The sequence below is a fragment of the Caldivirga maquilingensis IC-167 genome (assembly GCF_000018305.1).
GTDB lineage: Archaea > Thermoproteota > Thermoprotei > Thermoproteales > Thermocladiaceae > Caldivirga > Caldivirga maquilingensis.
In genome coordinates, this window is sequence record NC_009954.1 from 1,191,879 (window position 1) to 1,211,288 (window position 19,410).

The following is a 19,410-nucleotide window of genomic DNA, read 5'->3' on the forward strand; positions in this document are numbered from 1 at the left end:
GTAACCAGGATTCAGCCTTTTAAGGTATATGGACGTGGAGTTTCATACTAATTAATATAAGGCCACCTTCAGTGTGTAGTCTTTACATTAGTTAAATGTTAAATTACCTAGGTAAGTAAGTCTAGGAATTTAATCCATGTTATTAACATCATGTGAAATAAGGGATTTAATAGGCATTTAACCCCATAGCACCCATGAATTATAGGGTTGTTGCACAGGTATCGGATTTGGATAAGGTTAAGGCGGCGTTGGTGTCCTGCAGGAACCTGCTTGAGGATTTAGGTAACGTGCAGCTTGAGGTTGTTTTCAATCAAATGGCAGTTAGGGCATTAGTCAAGGGTAGTGAGTATGAGGGTGATGTTGATGAGCTTATTAAAATGGGTGTTCTTATTGTTGCCTGTAGGAATGCCATGAGGTTGAATAATATTAATGAGGGGGATTTAATTAACGGTGTCGCCATTGTTAATGCTGGGGTGGGGGAAATTGTGAGGAAGATGGCTGATGGTTGGCTATACTTAAGGCTGTGATGCTAACGCATAATAATTAAGCCGTTACGTAGTAATTGCCGCTCCATTTACCGGGAAATCACTGCCCCGGCTTACTCTGAGGCTTCTTCTTGGCCTTAGTGGCCTCCTCAATCCACTCAATTTTACCCAAGAAGGGTTGCCTCATAGTCATTGATACGTTTAACCTAATTCCATTAGCCGTCGACACGTAACTAACCCCAACTATCCTAGCCCTAACCACATCCCCTCTACCAACCTTCTTCTGCCTATTCTTCTCCCCCATGAAGACGCCGCTCTGCCTATCGAAGAGTACAACGTTCTCATCCATTACCTGGGACCTATGTATGAAGGCTGTTAAGGCACCTATTCTGACGTGGGCGCCATACTCCTTAACATCAACCACATCCCCCTCAACAATCTCATTAATCAGTGGGACGAAGACAAGTGCCTTAAAGGAAACCTTATGGTATGTTGCACCATCACCGTAAACTATGACACCCCTCTTATCAACCTTCACATCGAATACCGCTATAAAGACCCCTAACTCCCTATCAACCTTACCCTCATAGTTACTTCTCAACTGCTCGTAGGCAATCTTATCAATAGGTTCATTAAACACCGAGGGGGGAACCCTAATGTAATCCTCTACTGTTATTACCCTAAACACACCCCTACATGGATTAGGCTTATTTAAACCTTGCATCATAGGCCGCATAGGGAAATAAACCTTAAAATTAGGCTTAACAAGCAAGAAACATTTATTAACACGAATCCTTAAATGAGCCCTTATGCTGGGTTATACGAATAAGATTGCGAGGATTAATTTAAGCACTGGTAAGGTTTCAATTGAGGAAACACCCGAATGGTTAATAAACACTTTCATAGGAGGCAAGGGCTTCGTCTACGGTATACTCTCCAGGGAGGTTAAACCCGGCACTGACCCGTTATCAAGTGATAATAAGATTGTTGTAGCGGCCGGTGCGTTAGCTGGATTAGCTCCGGCATCGGCTAAAACCATAGTGGGTGCTGTAAGCCCATTAAGCGGCTTAATTCACGACACCAGCGTTGGGGAGTGGTTCTCATACATGCTTAGGGGGGCTGGCTTTGATGCATTAGTAATAGAGGGTGCCTCCAAGGAGCCGGTTTACCTGTGGGTTAATAAGGGTAAGGTGGAGATTAGGGATGCTTCAAGGATCTGGGGAATGACCACTAGGGAGGCCGCTAGGGCTGTTAGGGAGGAGACTAATAGGGCTGCCTCAGTAATGGTTATTGGGCCAGCTGGGGAGAACTTGGTTAAGATATCTAACATAATGGTTGAGGGTGAGAGGGCTGGTGGCAGGGGTGGTCTTGGTGCTGTCTTCGGTAGTAAGAGGCTTAAGGCCATTGCAGTCCACGGTGTACCGAACATTAAGGTTGCTGATCCTAACGGGTTCCTAAATGCAGCCCTAGACATATACAGGAGGTTCCAAACCTCATCTGACACCTCTGAGTCAAGGGAGTTTGGGACAACCAATGGCCTAATGTACAGTGGTTCAATAGGCACATCACCGGCCTTCAATTACGGTAGACCGAGGCTTGAGGAGGATTTAGCCCGTAAACTCAGTGGGGCTCACTTTAAGGAACTTGGCCTTGAAGTTAACTTCCCGCAGAAGCCCATTAAGATAATTGGCGCATTATGCCCGGTTAAGTGCTCAAGGTGGTTTAAGATACCTGGAGAGGAGGATCACGTTAAGCCTGAGTACGAGACACTGGGTCTAGTGGGTTCAGCCACAGGGGTGTTTGATGAGAGGTACTTCCTTAAGGCTAATAGGCTTGTCAATGACCTTGGCTTAGACGCAATAGGTGTTGGTAATGTTATTGGATGGGCCATGGAGCTTTACGAGAAGGGCCTATTAACTAAGCAGGACACTGGTGGTATTGAGTTGAAGTTCGGTAATGGTGAGGCGTTGATTAAGATGATTGAGGACATAGCCTACCAGAGGGATTTAGGTAAGGTGCTGGCTCAGGGTGTTGCAGATGCAGCTGAGATACTGGGTAAGGGGGCTGAGTACGCTGTCCACTTTAAGAAGATTGCCTTACCTGCCTGGTACCCTAATGGGCCATTAAGGGGCCTCGTGATATCATACTTAACAGCAGATGTTGGTGGAAGCCACTTAAGGGGTTGGCCTCAGATGCATGATCCAGATACTCCACTTAAGAATACTGTGGAATCCATGATTAATGATAGGGATAGGAAGGTTGCAATGGATGCCATGGGGCTCTGCGTGTTTAACCCGTACTCGGTGGATGACATGGTTAAGTTGTATAATTTGGCAACTGGTAGGAATGTTAACAATGAATACGTATTAAAGGTGAGCACTAGGATAGATACAATAGCTAGGATATGGCATGTGCTACTGGGTTACGTTGATGCGTGGAGTCAAGTACCAAGGAAGATGATTGTTGATGAGGAGGGGCCGAAGTTTAAGCGTGAGGAGATTGAGGAGGCTGTTAAGGAATTCTATAAACTGAGGGGTTGGGATCCTGAGACTGGTTTACCATCCCATGATTACTTGAGGCAATTGGGTATTGAGTGGATGATACCGTATAGGGATGAGGCTGAGAGGATTCTAAGGCAATACACCCCTAAGAAGTAGGGTTAAACCAATGTACATGAAGTAGAGGGCGAAACCCATTATTGCAGCCCCTGAAACCGTCTTCACAATGATCTCATACCTACCCCCAAGGTACCTCTTCCCAGTGTATACGGCTAATGGGTAGGTGATTATCCAGGCTAAAATACCTGTGAATAAGCCCGCAATACTGAACACACCCATTATTGATATTAACGTTAACCCAGCTGACAACCACCACCCTATTTGATAAGGATTTGTAACACCCATCACGTACCCCTTGGTGTAATTCCTAAGTACACCACCTAAACCATGAGCACTAGCAGTAATGCGGGAGGGCCTCAGCATTAATACGGCTAGGTAAATCATTACCCCACCACCAATGAAGTACACGTAAGATACGTAGGGTTTCACAAGCCTGTACAGGAAGTAGGTTATTATCATTAACGTTGCGTCAGCAGACATTGCACCAGCCCCAACTGCAGTACCGTGAAGAGGAGTCTTAAGGGCCTCAGCGGCTATTAACGCATTCATAGGGCCTGGTGGTACAGCCAACGATAAGCCTAGGGCTAGGCCAAGCAAATACTCGTAAACCGCATCAATCATTGTTAAAGCTGGAGGAGGGTGAACTTTTAAGCATTGAATCAGCATCAGTGAACTCTATTAGTGAAAAACCAATGGCGAATACTTGCTAACATACGGGTATTTACCCAAAGCCTCCTCATTCACATTAACCCCGACTCCACTGTTCATGAGCCTTGATAGGCTTACTTCACCATCCTTAACCTCAACATCCACATTATATATATCCTTAATCCAGGACAATGGCCACTCAACAATAGCTATATTACTTACCACTGAGGCGACGTGGAGTGTATATAAGTGGGTGAGTATTGACTTATGGGGTCTATGGTGAGGGGCCACTGGTTTACCTAACGTTGATGCTTCCTTAATAATATCCATAAACCTAATTAAACCCCCCACCTTGGATACATCTGGTTGAATATACATTAACTTAATGCGCGCCAACTCCTTGAAACCACCTATGTAGTACTCATTCTCCCCAGCAGCTATGGGTACCGGTGACTTATCGGCAACATGGGTGAGTAATTCATAATTATTCGGAGGCCATATTGGTTCCTCAACCCAATAAGGCTCATACCTATGCACCTTATTCAGGAAATTCAATGCCTCCTCAGGTTTATTGAAGGCGGCGTTTAAGTCTAAGGCAACCTTAACACCATAACCCATGTTTTCCCTAATGGCCTTAATTGAGTCAACGGTATCGTTAACGTGTTGATGAAGCTTAACGGTGTTGAATCCATTACTTAACGCCTTATCAACAGCCTTAACAACATAATCCACCGTTGAGTACCTGGGGAAACTGGCGTAAACCGGTACCTTATCCCTAATCCTAACACCCAGTAATTCACTAATAGGCTTATTAAGGTACTTACCTAAAGCATCCCAGAGCGCCATCTCAAGGCCACCCATGGCGCCTGATACAACACCACATAACCCTGCCGTGAATAGGAGCTTCTCAAGCTTATTAACCAGCCTATGCACGTCACCCACATTCTCAATAACCTCACCAGTGACCGCTGGGATTATTACATCATTAAACACCCCAATGTATGAGTCAATGATATTACTACCGTAAACAAGCACCTCACCCCAGCCTATTAAGTCCCCTAATTCAACCTTCACGTATAGTTGACGACCCCAAGCCTCCTGAAATACTGTGGGTGGATCATCAATGTACGGTATTGAGACTGGTATTAACTTAATGGTGTTTAACTTAGGCATTATTACTCACGCACTCACGTATAGTTTAATGGGTGAGAATTCATCATGCTGAAGCGCCTCAGCTGCGGTTAATCTACCATTCATTACCCTTAACGCGTAGTTGAAGATCCTATCCCCAGCCTCCTGTAGGCTAACCTTAAGCTCCAGTAGGTCTGATACATCAACGTCAATGTGCTCACCCATTGCCTTAACGGTCTTTGGGTTGGCTGAAATCTTGATAACAGGTATTATTGGATGACCCACCACGTTACCTTGACCTGTGGTGAAGAAGTGAAGCACAGAGCCCTTAGCGGCGAATAACGTCACAGCCTCCGCGGCTGCTGATGAAGTGTTAACGAAGCATAAGCCCCCGTTCCTTGGTACTGGGTCCAGGTAATCGGCAACACACGTAATTGGCCTAGTGCCTAATTTCTGAATGTTGCCTAGTGCCTTCTCCTCTATTGTTGATAAACCGCCTTTAATATTGCCTTCAGTTGGCTGTGAACCAAGTAGGTCAACGCCTTCCCTTTCAATTACCTCAACGTACTCGTTGTAAATCCTCATGAATTTACTCCTTAACTCAGGATCCTTTATGCGACTGGCTACAATATCCTCAGCCCCCGTTAGCTCTGAGGTTTCACCAAACATTACCGTATTCCCTAAATCCACCAACTTATCCACAGTATGCCCTAATGCTGGGTTTGATGCTAAGCCTGATGTGGTGTCTGATTCACCGCACTTTATACTGAACACTATGCCTGTTAAATCAACCTCAGTTCTCTGCTGCTCACCAGCATCCTGAACAAGCTCCTTAGCCTTCCTAGCCGCTGCCTCAATGGTTTTTAAATCACCATTACCCTCAATACTGAATACGTAAACCGGCTTACCCGTCTTAGCTATCACATCAGCAACCTTATTAGCCCAATTATCCTCAATACCAATAACTATGGCGCCGTATACATTGGGATTAGCCCCAGTGCCGGATAATACATGGAATAGTAGATTCAAGTCCCTACCGAACTGTAATCTACCGTATGGGTGCGGTATAGCCACAGTACCCCTAATTAACTTAGCCACACCTAAGGCGGCTGTGTTTGATAAGTCATCAATGGGTATTATGGCTACGTGGTTCCTTACCCCTACGCTTCCATCAGGCCTAATGTACGCCTTAATGGTTGGGTATTTGCCAGCCACATCACTCACCTTTTACTTAAGTTACCCCACCTTAATGATTTTAGATTATGTGTATGAACATGTTCCCCAGCCTTAATATCCTTCACAGCAACCCCAATTACCCTACCATACTTAATAACCTTCTCCCCAGCCTTAATATCCCTTAAAGCAATCTTATGGCCAAGTGGAATATCCTCAATAGCCTTAACTATAGGTCCATTGGACTTATCCTCAATGTATACGCCGTGAGCCTCCTCCCCGGCACTTATATCATCTATGGCTACCCCCACGTTATCCTCCTTATTATGTATCGCGAACCTAGCCATAGTAGACGGATTAACTGTAGAGTTTTATACTTTTCCGTATACATGTGAATCAATCATGGTGTTAAGCCTTCTAGTTAAGGTCATTTGAAAAATATCTAATGCACAACGTTTAAATACTAGCACCTTAGCCATCACCAGTATGAGTAGTAAACATGCAGTAAACCCAGGTAAAGAACCATTCTACTTTAAATCCTTCGACAAGGTAATAGGTGTGGCTCATAATGCCTCAGAGTTAGCCAATGAATTTAAACGCCTATTAGGCAGTAATGAGGAGGCCCTTGAGTACCACTTGAGGGAGGGGCATATTGTGCAGTGGCTTAGGTACATTGGTGAGGATGAATTAGCCGGTAAGCTTCACGGTGTCACTGAACCCAATAAGGCCCTTGAAATAATAAGTAAGCACATTAGTAGGGCTGATTCAAGTGAAGTCGAGAAGGCTAATGGCCCACAGACCAAGCCACATAGGAAACCCAGTGCAGGGGGAAGACGGCGTTAATTAAAAACTATTTTAAATTCAGGTAATTGAAGCCTTAATGTCATTTAAGGCTATTGGGCGTGAGGGAGTATTACTTGCCGTGGCCAGTTCCATAACCGGCATTATGTTCGGTGCTAACTCAGTCATATTATCAATATACATGCTTAACATAGGTATGAAGCCGACTTTAATAGGTGTTGTTATTGGTGCTTCATCCCTCATGAGTGCCCTTGGATCATTAATCACCGGCTACTTATCCGACTTCATTAATAAGTTAAGCCTATTCACGTTTCTCTCATTAGCAAGTGGTTCATTGATACTACTGTTGGTTACTGGTTTACCACCAGTGATAACTATGGTTTACCCGCTCATTGCCTTGCTTAACCGCAACGTTATATCCATTGCTATTTCCGGTGAGTATGCTAGACGAAGGGGGATATCCAGTGAATTCTTCAGCTTATCATCTTCACTTAACGTAGTATTCAGTGTTATTGGGTCATCAATAACTATGTTACCAAGCTACATGGGTAGAATGGGGTATGACTTAGTCTTCATTATTGAATCACTATCAGTGTACTCATCAATACCAATAATGCTTATAGCCATTAGGAGAATAGGCATTAATGTAACTGAGGTTAAGATCAGCAGGGTTAGTTTAAGGGAGTTAAGGGAGTTGAAGTCATCGTGGTTACTTAAGAGGCTTATTCCCGAATCATTAATAGGACTTGGGGCGGGGGTAATAATTCCCCTCTTTAGCCTGTGGTTTTACTTAAAGTTCCACATAAATATAAGTAACTTAAGCATAGTGTACGCTGCATCAAATGCAACGTTAGCATTAGGTACATTAACGGCACCTATGATTTCAAGAATACTGAGAAGTAGGGTTACCTCAGTAATATTACTGGAGGGTTTAGCTACAGGTATATTAGCTTTAATGCCAATCATACTGAACATCCCTTCATTACTGGTACTCTTCATAGTTAGGAACACCTTAATGAATATGGCTAATCCTCTACTAACATCATTAATCAACGACCTAGTGCCGGGGGAGGAGAGGGGGAGGGTTTTCGGTATATGGATGCTCCTATCATCAATACCGCGTGCACTGGGTCCGGGAATAGGGGGTTACTTAATGGGTTCCGGTTACCTGGATCTTCCACTATACATAACATCACTACTATACGCCACTGCAGTGGCCTTATTCTACGTTCTGCTTAAGGATGTTGAGAAGATGAGTAGGTTAACCATAGGTAGGTGAACCCTGCATGATTTAAGGTTGAGGAATCTTAAGGCTTAAATTAATACAGCCTATTCAGAGTATTCCAACATGGGTGTTTTGGATAAGTTAGGTGTACGTAAGGTTATTAATGCCTGTGGTACACTCACAGTACTTGGTAGTAATAGGGTTAGTTCAAGGGTTTTAGAGGCAATGAGGGAGGTTGCGGATTCCTTCATTGATATGAATGAACTCCTAGTTAAGTCAGGGGAATACATTGCCAAGTTACTAAATGTACCCGGTGCATTAGTAACAAGCGGTGCCGGAGCCGGCTTAGTACTGGCTGTTGCAGCAGCTATTACTGAGGGTGATGTGGATAAGATGAGTAGGTTACCCTTCACTGATGGGTTAAGGAATGAGATTATTATCCAATATCCACACACAGTGGGTAATCCATACGTTTACCTCATTAATATTCCAGGGGGTAGAGTAAGGATTGTGGGTTCACCAAGTGGTGTTAATGAAAACGATATTAAGAATGCCTTAAATAAAAACACAGCCGCAGTACTTCACTTCCAGTATGAGCCACAGGAGGGTGAGGTGCCTTTAAGTAAGGTTATTGATATTGCCCATGAATTTAACACGCCAGTTATAGTTGATGCCGCTGCCGAACTGCCACCATTACTTAACTTAACAAGGTTCATTAAAATGGGGGCTGACTTAGTAGTGTTCAGTGGCGGTAAGGATATTGGTGCACCCGGTGATACAGGCTTGATTCTGGCTAATAATTTAAGGCTCCTTGAGGCGTGTAGGTTAATGAGCCCATTCAGTTACATTAATGTTAATGGGCAATCCAGGGTATTCATAGGTAGGGTAATGAAGATTAGTAAGGAGGATATTGTAGCCCTAGTCGCGGCACTGGAGGAGTACGTTAAGGTTAATCATGAGGAGAGGTTAAGTGTAATGAATAAGATGGCTGATGAAGTAATAAGTGAATTAACCGCAGTATTACCGGGTATTAGGATTGAGAAAAGGCTGAATCATCCTGGGGAGAGGATAAGGCCGGTAACAGTACCTAAGGTTGAGATTAAGTTACCGAGAAGGTACACGGAATTATACATTAAGTTACTAAGGGAGGGGGATCCACCAATATACGCATGTGAATGTGAAGGTAATTTATGCATTAACATGCATACGTTAAGCCAGGATGAGGTTCCCATTGTTATTAACAGGTTAAAGGAGGTGATTAGTAGGTATCCGCCAGTAACTAATCAATGATCCCAATAATGAGTCTTGTCACTGCTGGTGCGAAATTAGAGGAAGCTTTATTTATATGCGTCACTGAGCCTATTTTGGATGATTGGGGGTCGTAAGGATGAGCATATTAGGATTGCTTCAAGTAGTGATGTTGAGGTTGGTGATTCATTGTTTGATGGTGTTCAATTAATTCACAATGCTTTACCGGAGATGGATTTTAATGATGTTGACTCAACCATTGAATTGTTTAATAAGAGGCTTAGCTTCCCATTCATAATAGGTGCCTTAACCGGTGGCACTGAGACTGCTGGTAGGGTTAATGCTGTTTTAGCCAAGGCCGCTGAGGAGTTTGGGATAGGCATGTATGTTGGTTCACAGAGGATAGCATTAATGAAGCCTGAGACCGCTTGGAGCTTCAGGGTTGTTAAGGATAATGCACCAAGCGCCCTAAAAATAGCCAACCTAGGTGCACCCCAGGTTTCTAGGCTTAGTGATAGGGATTTGGTGGATTGGGTTAATGAGGCAGTGGATATGATTAACGCTGATGCAGTGGCAATACACCTTAATCCAGCACAGGAATTATTCCAACCTGAGGGTGAGCCATGGTTCAGTGGTGTTTTAAGTAAGTTGAAGCTCATTAGGAGGGTTGTTAATAGGCCTTTAATAATTAAGGAGGTTGGTAATGGTGTATCCATGGAGGTTGCAAGAATGCTTAACAGTATTCCACCCGATGCAATTGATGTCGCCGGCCACGGCGGCACATCATTCATTAGGATTGAGGCAATTAGGGGTGGTGATGTTAATGAGGCTGACGTGTTTAGGGATTGGGGTATACCAACTGTATTATCCATTTGCGAAGTGAGCAGCGTCTACGATGGCGTAATAATAGCCTCTGGTGGTGTTAGGAATGGTTTAGATGGTGCTAAGGCAATAGCCCTAGGTGCAGATGCATTCACAATGTCAAGACCAATGCTGGTATCGGCATTAAAGGGTTATGAGGCAGTGAGGGAGTTGATTAATAAGTTAATGTGGGAGTTCAAGGCAACAATGTTCCTAACAGGATCAAGGAGAGTGGAGGACTTAAAGAAAACACCAGTAGTAGCAAACCTACCAATACTACTATGGCTAATACAAAGGGGAGTAAAATGCAAACTAACAACAAACATATACAACCAAATAAAACCAATAGCCAGCGTTCTAATGAGTAATCTGTTTGGTGAGTAAATACGGGTAAACTAATTACTCCTACTTCCCTGTAAAATAAACCAAGTAATGCCGTTAAGTTAAAGCCTTACTGATTCCCTTAAGCTGCTTATAGCCCTTCTAAGTAATTCATCAAGGCTGCATGAGTATAATTCAATCATGTCAAGCCCTATCTTAAGTTCACTTAACTTATCCAGCATAATGTTTGTTATTTCATATAGATTACCACCCTTTATCTGATTCCCGGTTAACACGGTCTCGCCGTTAACATTAACCCTTACCCTTTGCCCCTCATTCTCCAGTTCAATGATGTAGCCGGTCATTGTTAACTCATAAATGTAGTAATCAGTGGTGTAGAGTTTAAGGAAATTCCTGTACTTACCTATATTATTAATGAGCGCGTTAACGACATCAATGGGTTCAGGTAGCTTAAACTTATATTCACTGAAGTATTCAACGTAAACACTGGAGTATACGTCAATAATGAAGTCAACAGGTACGTCGCAGCCAAGTATGTAGGCAACCTTTAATTTAGCATTATGGGAGGGTTTAGTATTACTCTTCACCTTTATGTTTAATTCACCACCCTCGAGTGATATGTTTAGGATAAAGTATTTCATTAACGCTCTCTTATTCATGTGGTATACTATCCACTCCTCATTCCTCTTACACACTGTGATTAACTCATAGTCACTACTGGTTAATTGCATGCACTCGTTGAATTGCTCCGTGGAAACCTTATTGATATTTACCCCTGGTTCCAGGTTATTCATTAATTCCTCCATGTTTGCCACAACGTACTCTATTATGCCTGAATCAAGCCTGTAATCATATTCATTTAATGGATAATACTTAAACACCTCCTGGGGAAGTAATGGTTCAACATAACCTAGTGTAATGATCTTACCTATAAAAGCCTCTTTAACAACATCCTCATTAATAACCTTAGCCAGCGCCTTTAATTTAATTACATTCACTGCACATGTGTCTCAGTGAATGTATTTATAAGCATTTAAGCTGAGGCGGTGGTTTATTGACTTAAGGCTATTTCTCAAATTTACCTTAATGGTGATAAGTAAACAGGTATTTTGGGCGGGTTTCGGTAGCGTAATGTTTTAAAATGGCGGGTATAAGTGATGCTCTATGCCTATAAGTGACCCCGAGAAGCTTAGGATAGCTGTTGAGCATAGGTTCGGTTACTGGATATGTAGGAGATGTGGTGCAAGGAACCCCATTGGGGCTGAGAAGTGTAGAAGATGCGGTAGTAAGGATTTAAGGCCGAAGAGGTTTAAGCACTAACCCTACCCTGCTCCTCATTCATTAATTCCCCTAGGCTAATGGGTATGCTTAATCCCCATTTCTCAAAGGCCTGCCTAATACTAATAATCCTGCAGTCACTGGTTCCGTAATACTCGCTAAGCTTCTCAACACCCCTGCAGTAGTCTGGGTGGAGTTTAGTGAGGTTTATCCAAATCCACCTTGCTGTTATTGGGAATTTATCAATGACTGTGGTGAACATTAACCATGCTACTAGCCTAATCTCATGAAATGCCCCTAGGCCTGTTCTAAGTGGTATGAAGTTTAGGAAGAATTCCCTAGCATTCATTTGAACCCAAATCCTACTAGCCATGGCATTGGGTAGAATGTACCTTGCATCCTCAGGTACTTGACTACTCCTTAGGTTAACATACTCCTTAGCCGTGAACTCAATTAACCTACTTACTGCGCTTAATTCACCTGGTGGTGTAATGAATCTTAACTGACCCTTAGCGTAATCAACATACCTCTGACTCTCCTGCCAGTATGAGGCTAACCTATGTCTAATAAGCTCATGGGTTAAGGCCCTACTACCCTCAATAAGCCATTGAGCACCCATGAACTCGAAGACGCTTGAATGCCCATCCCTAAGGAAGCTCAGGATCCTCCTCTTAACAATACCTTGATCACCCTTAACCCTTTCAAGAGCCTTATCAATGGAGTAACCCCTATATATTACATCAGCCATAGCCGCCGTAACATCCTCACTACCCCAGGTGGATAATAAGGTCACTGTTGGTTTAATTAAGGAGTACTCCACGTTGATTAGTTTCACTGTGATTTAAAACCCCCTAAGTTATTTCGAATTAATAATCCACTAGTAGGTATCTCAATGTAGCGGGTTAACCAAGTGATCTAAGTACCCTAACCATTTCATCAACATCCATGTTACTCATGGCTAAAGGTATCTTCTCCCTCCTAGCCACTTCAATACCTAGGTAATCCGGTTTATCTAAGCCATGTAGAACAACTATTGATGGTTTAAAGTCGACGAACGCCATCATCGCCTTTATGGCTACTAAAGGTGACCTACCGTACCTAGTGTTAATGAATATGGCAGCCCTCTGGGTTGTTGAACCATATAGCTTAAGGTACTCGTATGATGGGACATCAAGCAGTAGCTTAATGCTATCAACCATGGTGTATCCGTGAATATCCATTCTCGTGGCTGGGGGCACTACTAGGGATGCGTTTATCGCCTTTAGGAATGTTTCGAGGCTTATTGGGTTAACGTAATCCTTCATATCAACCACAGCTAAGGTATACTTATCACCAATTGATAATTGCTTAATGAGTAGTTGAAGCCTTGAACCACCCTTCTCCAGTTCAATATCTATTAAGGCTTTAACAAACTTCTTAATGAAGTATGATCCAGGGGACTTCCTCCTACCTGACTCATAGTCACTGATCACACTTGGTGTCGTTGATAACTTTATGGCCAACTCAGTTTGAGGTATGTTGAAGTACTCCCTCCAGCGTTTAAGCTCCTTACCCGGTGAATCAGCCATAACTATTGACCCGGCTATTAAGGTGGCAACCTTATCCACCATGGTATTCTCAATGGTTTCCTCCACGGTTTAAATGAAGCAAGTACTATTTAATACTTTTTCGCCTAATTCCGTTAAGTAAGTTAAGCCTTGAATACTCTCCCTAAGATGCATTACTGGAATCAAAGCATCAATGAGGGGATTAACTAACCCTCAACTTCTCCCTCAGCCAGTTTACTATTGCCTCAATTACCTTACTCTTAATCTCGTAATCAGAGAATACGTGTCCCCCCTTATCCAGTAGCACTAGTGTCTTGTCATTGTACTTAACCCTGTTGTGGAATTCCACGGATTGTTGATACGGTACCGCCTCATCATCCTTAGCATGTATGATCATTACTGGTACGTTAATTAAATCCGCAACACTCATTGCATCGGAATTAGCCATCTTAGTCACATTACTAACCCTAAGCCTAAATGCCCCAAAATACACGTAATCACCCCTAGCCTGCTCCAGTAATTTACCTATTCCACGGAAGGATATTCCCGGTGAGAGTAGGATTACTGCCTTAACAATATTAGGCATCCTTGAGTAAATCCTTAAGGCAATATGACCACCCATGCTTAAACCAATTAAGGCGAGTCTACTTGAGTCAACGTAACCAAGCTTAAGAGTGTAATTAACCATGTACTCAGCGTCGTTTACGGCGTTTTCAATATCGAAATCCTCAAATAGCCCTGAGGAGTCTCCATGATTCCTGTAATCAAACCTAACAACCACAAAACCTGCCCCACACAATGCCCTAGCAATATCAACGTAAAGCCTATTAGCCTCAATATGATTACCGGTGAAGCCGTGAAGCATCACAACTGCAGGAAACCTACCTGAGGCATTAGGCCTATCCACAATACTAAACAACCAACCATCATTAACAGGCAGTATTGAGGGGGATTCAGTGCACTGCATAATACGTGGATGCACGGTTAGTTTTAAGCATTAGTGCCCAGGGTATTAAACCCCTCACCCTACTAGGTTCCTTCCCCCGCAGAGCCTCAGGGAAGTGGTTGGGAGTTACATTACATGAAACCCTAGCCCTCTGGGGCTGGGGAAGACCAGAGTATATTGGTTACTTAAACCATAATACTGTGTTAACGCCTTAGCTTCCTCAACAGCCCTTATAAGCTTCCCACTAGCCCTATGAATCTAATTAATACTCATTTCTTAAGGCATCTTTCAATTAATTCAACTCTAAATTTAGAGATACTATACGTTAATTAATGGTGAATAACTTAATGGTTACGTGAGGCATCATTAATTATGAATCTAATTCCACAATTATTACTATGTTAAATGTAAAAACATGTTTTTGAAAATCACTATGATTAATATTGAAGTTAAGCGTAATGCTAATGCTGTTTAATAAATGTCAAATTTCTGACCGAGCCATTAGTTTATGTTCGGTGTCTTCTTTAATACATTTATCATGATGGATATTTAGGCAGTTAAATTATTTAATACATTTTTACATGCATTAATTTATACAGCGAATTATATATTATATATTATGGCATAAAGTTTATAAGGATGTGTTATAATATATTATTATGGCGCCTAAAACCACCGTATCAGTAATAAAGGCTGATATTGGGGGAATACCTGGTCATGCTTGGGTTCACCCAAAGATACTTGAATACGCCAGTAGTAGGCTTAGGGAGGCTGTTAAGAGTGGATTACTAATTGATTACTACGTGTTTAATGTTGGCGACGACATGAGCCTCCTAATGACTCACACTAAGGGTATTGATAACCCTGAGATACATGGATTAGCGTGGAGTGTATTCAAGGAGGCTACTGAGAATTACGCCAAGAAGTTTAAGCTATATGGTGCTGGGCAGGACTTACTTAAGGATAGCTTCAGCGGTAACGTGAGGGGGCTTGGACCCCAGGTTGCTGAAATGGAGTTTGAGGAGAGGCCCAGTGAACCATTAATAATCTTCGCAGCGGATAAGACTGAGCCGGGTGCATACAACTTACCCATGTATAAGATATTTGCAGACCCATTTAACACCGCTGGCTTAGTTATTGATCCTCAGATGCATGGTGGATTTAGGTTCGAGATAATAGATGTTTACGAGGGTAAGGTTTACCTACTCGATGCCCCAGAGCACATATACACTATACTTGGCTTAATAGGCACACCTGGAAGATACATTATTAGGAGGGTTTACAGGAGGAGTGACTTAACCCAGGCAGCGGTTGTGAGCGTTGAGAGGCTTAACCTAATAGCCGGTAGGTACGTGGGTAAGGATGACCCAGTGGCCATAGTTAGGGCTCAACACGGCCTACCAGCCGTGGGTGAGGTCCTTGAAGCATTCGCCCTACCCCACCTGGTGGAGGGTTGGATGAGGGGTAGTCACACTGGCCCATTAATGCCAGGTAAGTTCGTAAGCATTGACCCAGCTAATAAGATAGCCATGGGTCCTAAGATGACTAGGTTCGATGGACCACCCAAGGTCGGTGCCTTAGGCTTCCAACTACATGAAGGCTACCTAGAGGGACCCGTGGACATGTTCGATGACCCAGCCTTCGACTTTAGCAGACAAATAGCAGCCTTCATAACAGACTACATTAGGAGAATGGGGCCAATAATGCCGCACAGGCTACCACCGGAGGAGATGGAGTACACGACCCTACCGCAAATACTATCAACGCTTAAACCAATCCCGGTTGAGGAGTATGAGAGGAATAGGTTAAAGTACATAAGCGAGAAAATTAGCCCAGTAGCCATAGCTGGAGGAAGTACCGGTGACTGAGCGGAATAAAGAAACCGGACTAGTTCTTAAACCCGGTTATCACACCTTATTAAGTTATGTTAAGTATCATTCCATAAAAATTATACCCCTCATAGTATCTTGGGCTTGCCTCCTTAATCTCAAGTCTCCTCTTAGGGGTTGATTTATTGAAACTGAGTAGTGATTAATCCTCCTGATTCATATGGAGGTAAACCCTCCCTCAGTGCACCTGGATCCATTCCCCATATTCCACAACCTAAACACCCACATCACACCATCCACCATATGGTTTATCCCAGCTTTGCAAAAGAGGCTTACTGGATAAAATAAACGATAGGTTCTTAAAATACTCCTGAATGTTCACTATTTTATGACTGGAACACAGGATTCATTAGCAGTATGGGCGGTATTAGCAGTTGCTGTATCTCTGCTACTAGTTGGCTACCTGCTATACTTAGCTGCTAATCCACTAACCTGGTTTTTAATACCACTGGAATAAATATTCCCGCTAATGTAAATCTTCTGAATAATACTATACAAACGTTTAAGTTCAATGGAAATGTATTTACGTCAGCTGGAATAGCGTTACTATTAATAGTTATCATTATTATTATTTGGTCTTTAATCCAGTCTCAGAAAGGATACTTTTCACCATGGTAAGGCATTTATTGTAGGTTAATGATTTAGCATTGGTTTAAATCTAAGACGCGAATTCCTCATTGAGGTTATTATAGGATTCTGGTGAAACCTTCACCCCTTCATGATGAAAAATAAGGCATATTTTTAAATCTAAAGTAAAGAGGAAGCAATGCTCCAAAATAGCGAATATAACCTATCCTAGAAAAACAGAGAAATATAGAGAAAGGTTTATAAAGAATGCTTAAGCCCTTATACTATGGATAGTGAAATAAAGGGTATAGTAGTAGGAGCTGCAATAGCTGCAATAATTGCGATACTGTATATCGTACTATTTATAGCTAACTTAGTTGAAGGTTTCATAACTTGGTTTTCTAATGTCACTGGAATAAATATCCCCGCTAATGTAAACTTCATGAATCCTGTAATATCAACATTTACAACTGGAATAATGTTTGTAATTATTTTAGGTGCTTTTGTAATAGGTGCTATAGTTCTAGCTCTAATTTACAAGCATGGCCAATATTAATTTAAATTTTTAAGAACTACTTCATTAAAGGAGGAACTTTAAACAATAGCTTGAATCATAATAGGTTAATTAAGTTAATATTGATTATGCTTCTCACAAGGTCTTCAAGCCTACTTGCCTCCTTTATTTCACTGGTGGTGTAGGTTATTGCTGCGTCTCCATTACATGGTTTAATGGGCATTATCCTCCACGGCTCCCTAGCATACTTAACAACGACATAAGCCTCCCCACCAGCCCTCCCAGCGAATTCAATTAACCTATTAACCTTATCGCACCGTATGCTCACTGGTGTTGGTTTACCCCTGTACTTAACCTCAAGGATAATTACCCTACCCTTAAACATGGCTACTAAATCAGGGGCGAACCTACGCCTAACCCCACCACCACTGGCAGGTGCCCTAATTACCGCGAATCCAAGGCTCCACAGCCAGTTAGCCAGCTCCCTCTCATAATTAACCCCCCTACGTCCAAGCGGCATACAGTTTGATTAGATTAGTGTTATTAAGTTTAATAGGTAACGGATGGTTATTAGGGAATTAACATTACCCTACTACCCTACGCCTAACCAGTAGGAGGGGTAGTGGTGCCACTGAGGCTATGATCATTGTGATCCATGGTAACGTTGAATTACCCATGACTGCTGTGAATAATGGGCTTAACCACATGCCTACAACCATGTTTAACGTGTTAACTGTTGCGAGGCTCATGGTTGGGTTTGAATCATTAACGACAAGCGCATAGGAGGCGGTGATCATGAGTTCATTGGTGTAACCCACTATGAGTGTTGAGGCTATCATGGCGTAGGGGTTAAGTGTTATGATTAGTAGGAATGATAATGAACCCAACACCGCGGGTGCAATAATTAAGAGCTCCCTCCTACTGGTTAAATCAGCTAATTTACCTGATAAACCACCCACTAGGCTTGAGAAGAGGAGTAGTGATGTTATTAATGAGGCGTTAACTAAACCAACACCATGATTAACGGCGTAAGTGGGTAGTAGGTTACCGGCGGCGTAATTAGCCCCCCAATACCCGGCTGTGGCTAAACCCACTAATACTGCGCCCTTGTTTATGGATAAACCAGTGTCAATGGGCCTATTGAGTGGTGAACAGGTCTTAAGGAGTATTACGGATTCCAACAACCCCACCACGCTAATAATCAGTACTGCAACCCTCCAATTAACAATAGTGTAAACAACCCCGTAAACCAACCCTACTCCGGCTCCGGCACTGAACACTGAGTTATATATACCAAGCATCAACCCCTCTCTACCAGGATACAGATTAGTTACAACAGTGGCTGCCGTGGAGAAGAATAATGCCGCGCCAATACCGGCCAGTAGCCTTAGGGCTAGTATTTCATTAAAGCTTACACTGAAGGCCGTGGCTACCCCAGCCGCTGATAGTAGGGTTAAGCCGAGTACAGCAGTCTTAACGTTACCGATAAACCTAGCGATCACGCTTGCCGGTATTTGGAATGAGCCAGCCCCTATTATGAAGAAGAGTGGGACTAAGCCGAGTTCATAATTAGGTACTGTGAATTCCAGTTTAATTAACGGTAAGGCTGGTGCCAGGTAGTACCAGTAGACGCTGTATATGAATCTGGCGATCATTATGTTAACCACGGCTGATGCCTTACTAACCATTGAGCCGCATTAAGGATTAGCGTTATTAAGTTTAAACCATGGTTAACCAGGCTTAATAAAGCCCCTAAAGGGTTCACTATCCTTAGGTATGCTTATCTTAACTAAACCATCATTAAACAACACCAGGAACTCACCCCTAGTTAACCAACCCCCAACAGCCTTCAAGTGCTCATCAACCTCACTTATGAGGGCAATCCTATACTGCTTAGCATCAACCTCAATCCAAACCTCAAGAAGCTTGGAATCACCCAACTTATATAATATAGGCACCACTGTGTAGTCATGTTCCCCAGGGCCAACGTAATCCATTATCCTAACCGCGTAGTCGTCATTAAGCTTAACGAGCAGTGTGTTCTCAAGAATCTCCATTAATCTAGCTAGCTCCTCACTATTCATTAAAGCCTAATGCTGGGTTATTGTTTATTTTGTTTTCGCCATTGGGGTAATGC

The 19,410-nt window shown here is 42.8% G+C and carries 21 protein-coding genes; 9 read left to right on the forward strand and 12 right to left on the reverse strand.

From position 1 onward, the window contains the following. Positions 1-194 precede the first annotated feature (194 nt). Entirely contained in the window at positions 195-527 is a 333-nt protein-coding gene (locus tag CMAQ_RS05805; RefSeq protein ID WP_012186181.1) for a DsrE family protein, read from the forward strand. A 58-nt stretch (positions 528-585) separates the two neighbouring features. Here the strand turns inward: CMAQ_RS05805 and CMAQ_RS05810 are convergent, their stop codons facing one another. Further along, positions 586-1,212: a DNA-directed RNA polymerase gene (locus CMAQ_RS05810; protein WP_232203733.1), complete on the reverse strand. Its 627-nt coding sequence runs from the start codon at positions 1,210-1,212 to the stop codon at positions 586-588. Between the two features lie 82 nt (positions 1,213-1,294). On the opposite strand from CMAQ_RS05810, the gene CMAQ_RS05815 reads away from it, so the two are divergent. Then, complete coding sequence (locus tag CMAQ_RS05815; RefSeq protein WP_012186183.1) at positions 1,295-3,142, forward strand: aldehyde ferredoxin oxidoreductase family protein; 1,848 nt, start codon at positions 1,295-1,297, stop codon at positions 3,140-3,142. Here the strand turns inward: CMAQ_RS05815 and CMAQ_RS05820 are convergent. From CMAQ_RS05820 to CMAQ_RS05835, 4 genes are read right to left on the reverse strand one after another with little or no spacing between them, the layout of a single operon-like run. Beyond that, complete coding sequence (locus CMAQ_RS05820) at positions 3,116-3,724, reverse strand: LysE family transporter (protein ID WP_048062705.1); 609 nt, start codon at positions 3,722-3,724, stop codon at positions 3,116-3,118. The genes CMAQ_RS05815 and CMAQ_RS05820 overlap by 27 nt on opposite strands. Before the next feature lie 57 nt (positions 3,725-3,781). Further along, positions 3,782-4,924 carry a mandelate racemase/muconate lactonizing enzyme family protein gene (locus CMAQ_RS05825; protein WP_012186185.1) on the reverse strand — a complete coding sequence of 381 codons (1,143 nt, stop codon included), beginning with the start codon at positions 4,922-4,924 and terminating at the stop codon, positions 3,782-3,784. A 6-nt stretch (positions 4,925-4,930) separates the two neighbouring features. Continuing rightward, entirely contained in the window at positions 4,931-6,106 is a 1,176-nt protein-coding gene (locus tag CMAQ_RS05830) for a UxaA family hydrolase (protein ID WP_012186186.1), read from the reverse strand. Further along, a complete protein-coding gene (locus tag CMAQ_RS05835) occupies positions 6,103-6,402 on the reverse strand; it encodes a UxaA family hydrolase (RefSeq protein ID WP_012186187.1) in 300 nt (99 codons plus the stop codon). Before CMAQ_RS05835 ends, CMAQ_RS05830 begins: the two co-directional genes overlap by 4 nt. A 139-nt stretch (positions 6,403-6,541) precedes the next feature. Here CMAQ_RS05835 and CMAQ_RS05840 point away from each other — a divergent pair, with 139 nt between their 5' ends. From CMAQ_RS05840 to fni, 4 genes are all read left to right on the forward strand, one after another. Further along, positions 6,542-6,898 (forward strand): hypothetical protein, encoded by a 357-nt coding sequence (locus CMAQ_RS05840; RefSeq protein WP_012186188.1) that lies wholly within the window; start codon positions 6,542-6,544, stop codon positions 6,896-6,898. Positions 6,899-6,935: 37 nt separating this feature from the next. Continuing rightward, positions 6,936-8,135, forward strand: coding sequence for an MFS transporter (locus CMAQ_RS05845; protein WP_012186189.1), 1,200 nt, complete (start codon positions 6,936-6,938; stop codon positions 8,133-8,135). Positions 8,136-8,204: 69 nt separating this feature from the next. Beyond that, positions 8,205-9,371, forward strand: a complete 1,167-nt coding sequence (locus CMAQ_RS05850) for an aminotransferase class V-fold PLP-dependent enzyme (RefSeq protein ID WP_012186190.1) — start codon at positions 8,205-8,207, stop codon at positions 9,369-9,371. A 78-nt stretch (positions 9,372-9,449) separates the two neighbouring features. Beyond that, complete coding sequence (gene fni, locus CMAQ_RS05855) at positions 9,450-10,574, forward strand: type 2 isopentenyl-diphosphate Delta-isomerase (protein WP_012186191.1); 1,125 nt, start codon at positions 9,450-9,452, stop codon at positions 10,572-10,574. 59 nt (positions 10,575-10,633) lie between these two features. Here the strand turns inward: fni and CMAQ_RS05860 are convergent, their stop codons facing one another. Continuing rightward, positions 10,634-11,530: a hypothetical protein gene (locus CMAQ_RS05860; protein WP_012186192.1), complete on the reverse strand. Its 897-nt coding sequence runs from the start codon at positions 11,528-11,530 to the stop codon at positions 10,634-10,636. 166 nt (positions 11,531-11,696) lie between these two features. Between CMAQ_RS05860 and CMAQ_RS05865 the strand changes: the two genes are divergently transcribed. Further along, complete coding sequence (locus CMAQ_RS05865) at positions 11,697-11,852, forward strand: 50S ribosomal protein L40e (RefSeq protein WP_012186193.1); 156 nt, start codon at positions 11,697-11,699, stop codon at positions 11,850-11,852. On the opposite strand, the gene thyX is transcribed toward CMAQ_RS05865, so the two are convergent. The 3 genes from thyX to CMAQ_RS05880 form a co-directional block, all read right to left on the reverse strand. Continuing rightward, complete coding sequence (gene thyX / locus CMAQ_RS05870) at positions 11,842-12,630, reverse strand: FAD-dependent thymidylate synthase (RefSeq protein WP_232203734.1); 789 nt, start codon at positions 12,628-12,630, stop codon at positions 11,842-11,844. The genes CMAQ_RS05865 and thyX overlap by 11 nt on opposite strands. An 82-nt stretch (positions 12,631-12,712) precedes the next feature. After that, positions 12,713-13,444: a transcriptional regulator gene (locus tag CMAQ_RS05875; protein ID WP_012186195.1), complete on the reverse strand. Its 732-nt coding sequence runs from the start codon at positions 13,442-13,444 to the stop codon at positions 12,713-12,715. Between the two features lie 115 nt (positions 13,445-13,559). Next, on the reverse strand, positions 13,560-14,324 hold the full coding sequence (locus tag CMAQ_RS05880) for an alpha/beta hydrolase family protein (RefSeq protein WP_012186196.1): 765 nt from the start codon (positions 14,322-14,324) through the stop codon (positions 13,560-13,562). A gap of 638 nt (positions 14,325-14,962) precedes the next feature. Between CMAQ_RS05880 and fbp the strand changes: the two genes are divergently transcribed. Both fbp and CMAQ_RS05890 read left to right on the forward strand, forming a co-directional pair. Further along, a complete protein-coding gene (fbp, locus tag CMAQ_RS05885; protein WP_012186197.1) occupies positions 14,963-16,171 on the forward strand; it encodes a fructose-1,6-bisphosphate aldolase/phosphatase in 1,209 nt (402 codons plus the stop codon). Positions 16,172-17,045: 874 nt separating this feature from the next. Then, positions 17,046-17,315 carry a hypothetical protein gene (locus CMAQ_RS05890; RefSeq protein WP_048062706.1) on the forward strand — a complete coding sequence of 90 codons (270 nt, stop codon included), beginning with the start codon at positions 17,046-17,048 and terminating at the stop codon, positions 17,313-17,315. 55 nt (positions 17,316-17,370) lie between these two features. Here CMAQ_RS05890 and hjc read toward each other — a convergent pair whose 3' ends face one another. The 3 genes from hjc to CMAQ_RS05905 form a co-directional block, all read right to left on the reverse strand. Next, complete coding sequence (hjc, locus tag CMAQ_RS05895) at positions 17,371-17,793, reverse strand: Holliday junction resolvase Hjc (protein WP_012186198.1); 423 nt, start codon at positions 17,791-17,793, stop codon at positions 17,371-17,373. Positions 17,794-17,857: 64 nt separating this feature from the next. Beyond that, complete coding sequence (locus CMAQ_RS05900) at positions 17,858-18,961, reverse strand: MFS transporter (RefSeq protein WP_012186199.1); 1,104 nt, start codon at positions 18,959-18,961, stop codon at positions 17,858-17,860. A gap of 42 nt (positions 18,962-19,003) precedes the next feature. Continuing rightward, the gene (locus CMAQ_RS05905) at positions 19,004-19,357 is read right to left on the reverse strand and encodes a hypothetical protein (RefSeq protein ID WP_012186200.1); all 354 of its coding nucleotides are present in this window, start codon (positions 19,355-19,357) and stop codon (positions 19,004-19,006) included. Positions 19,358-19,410 lie beyond the last annotated feature (53 nt).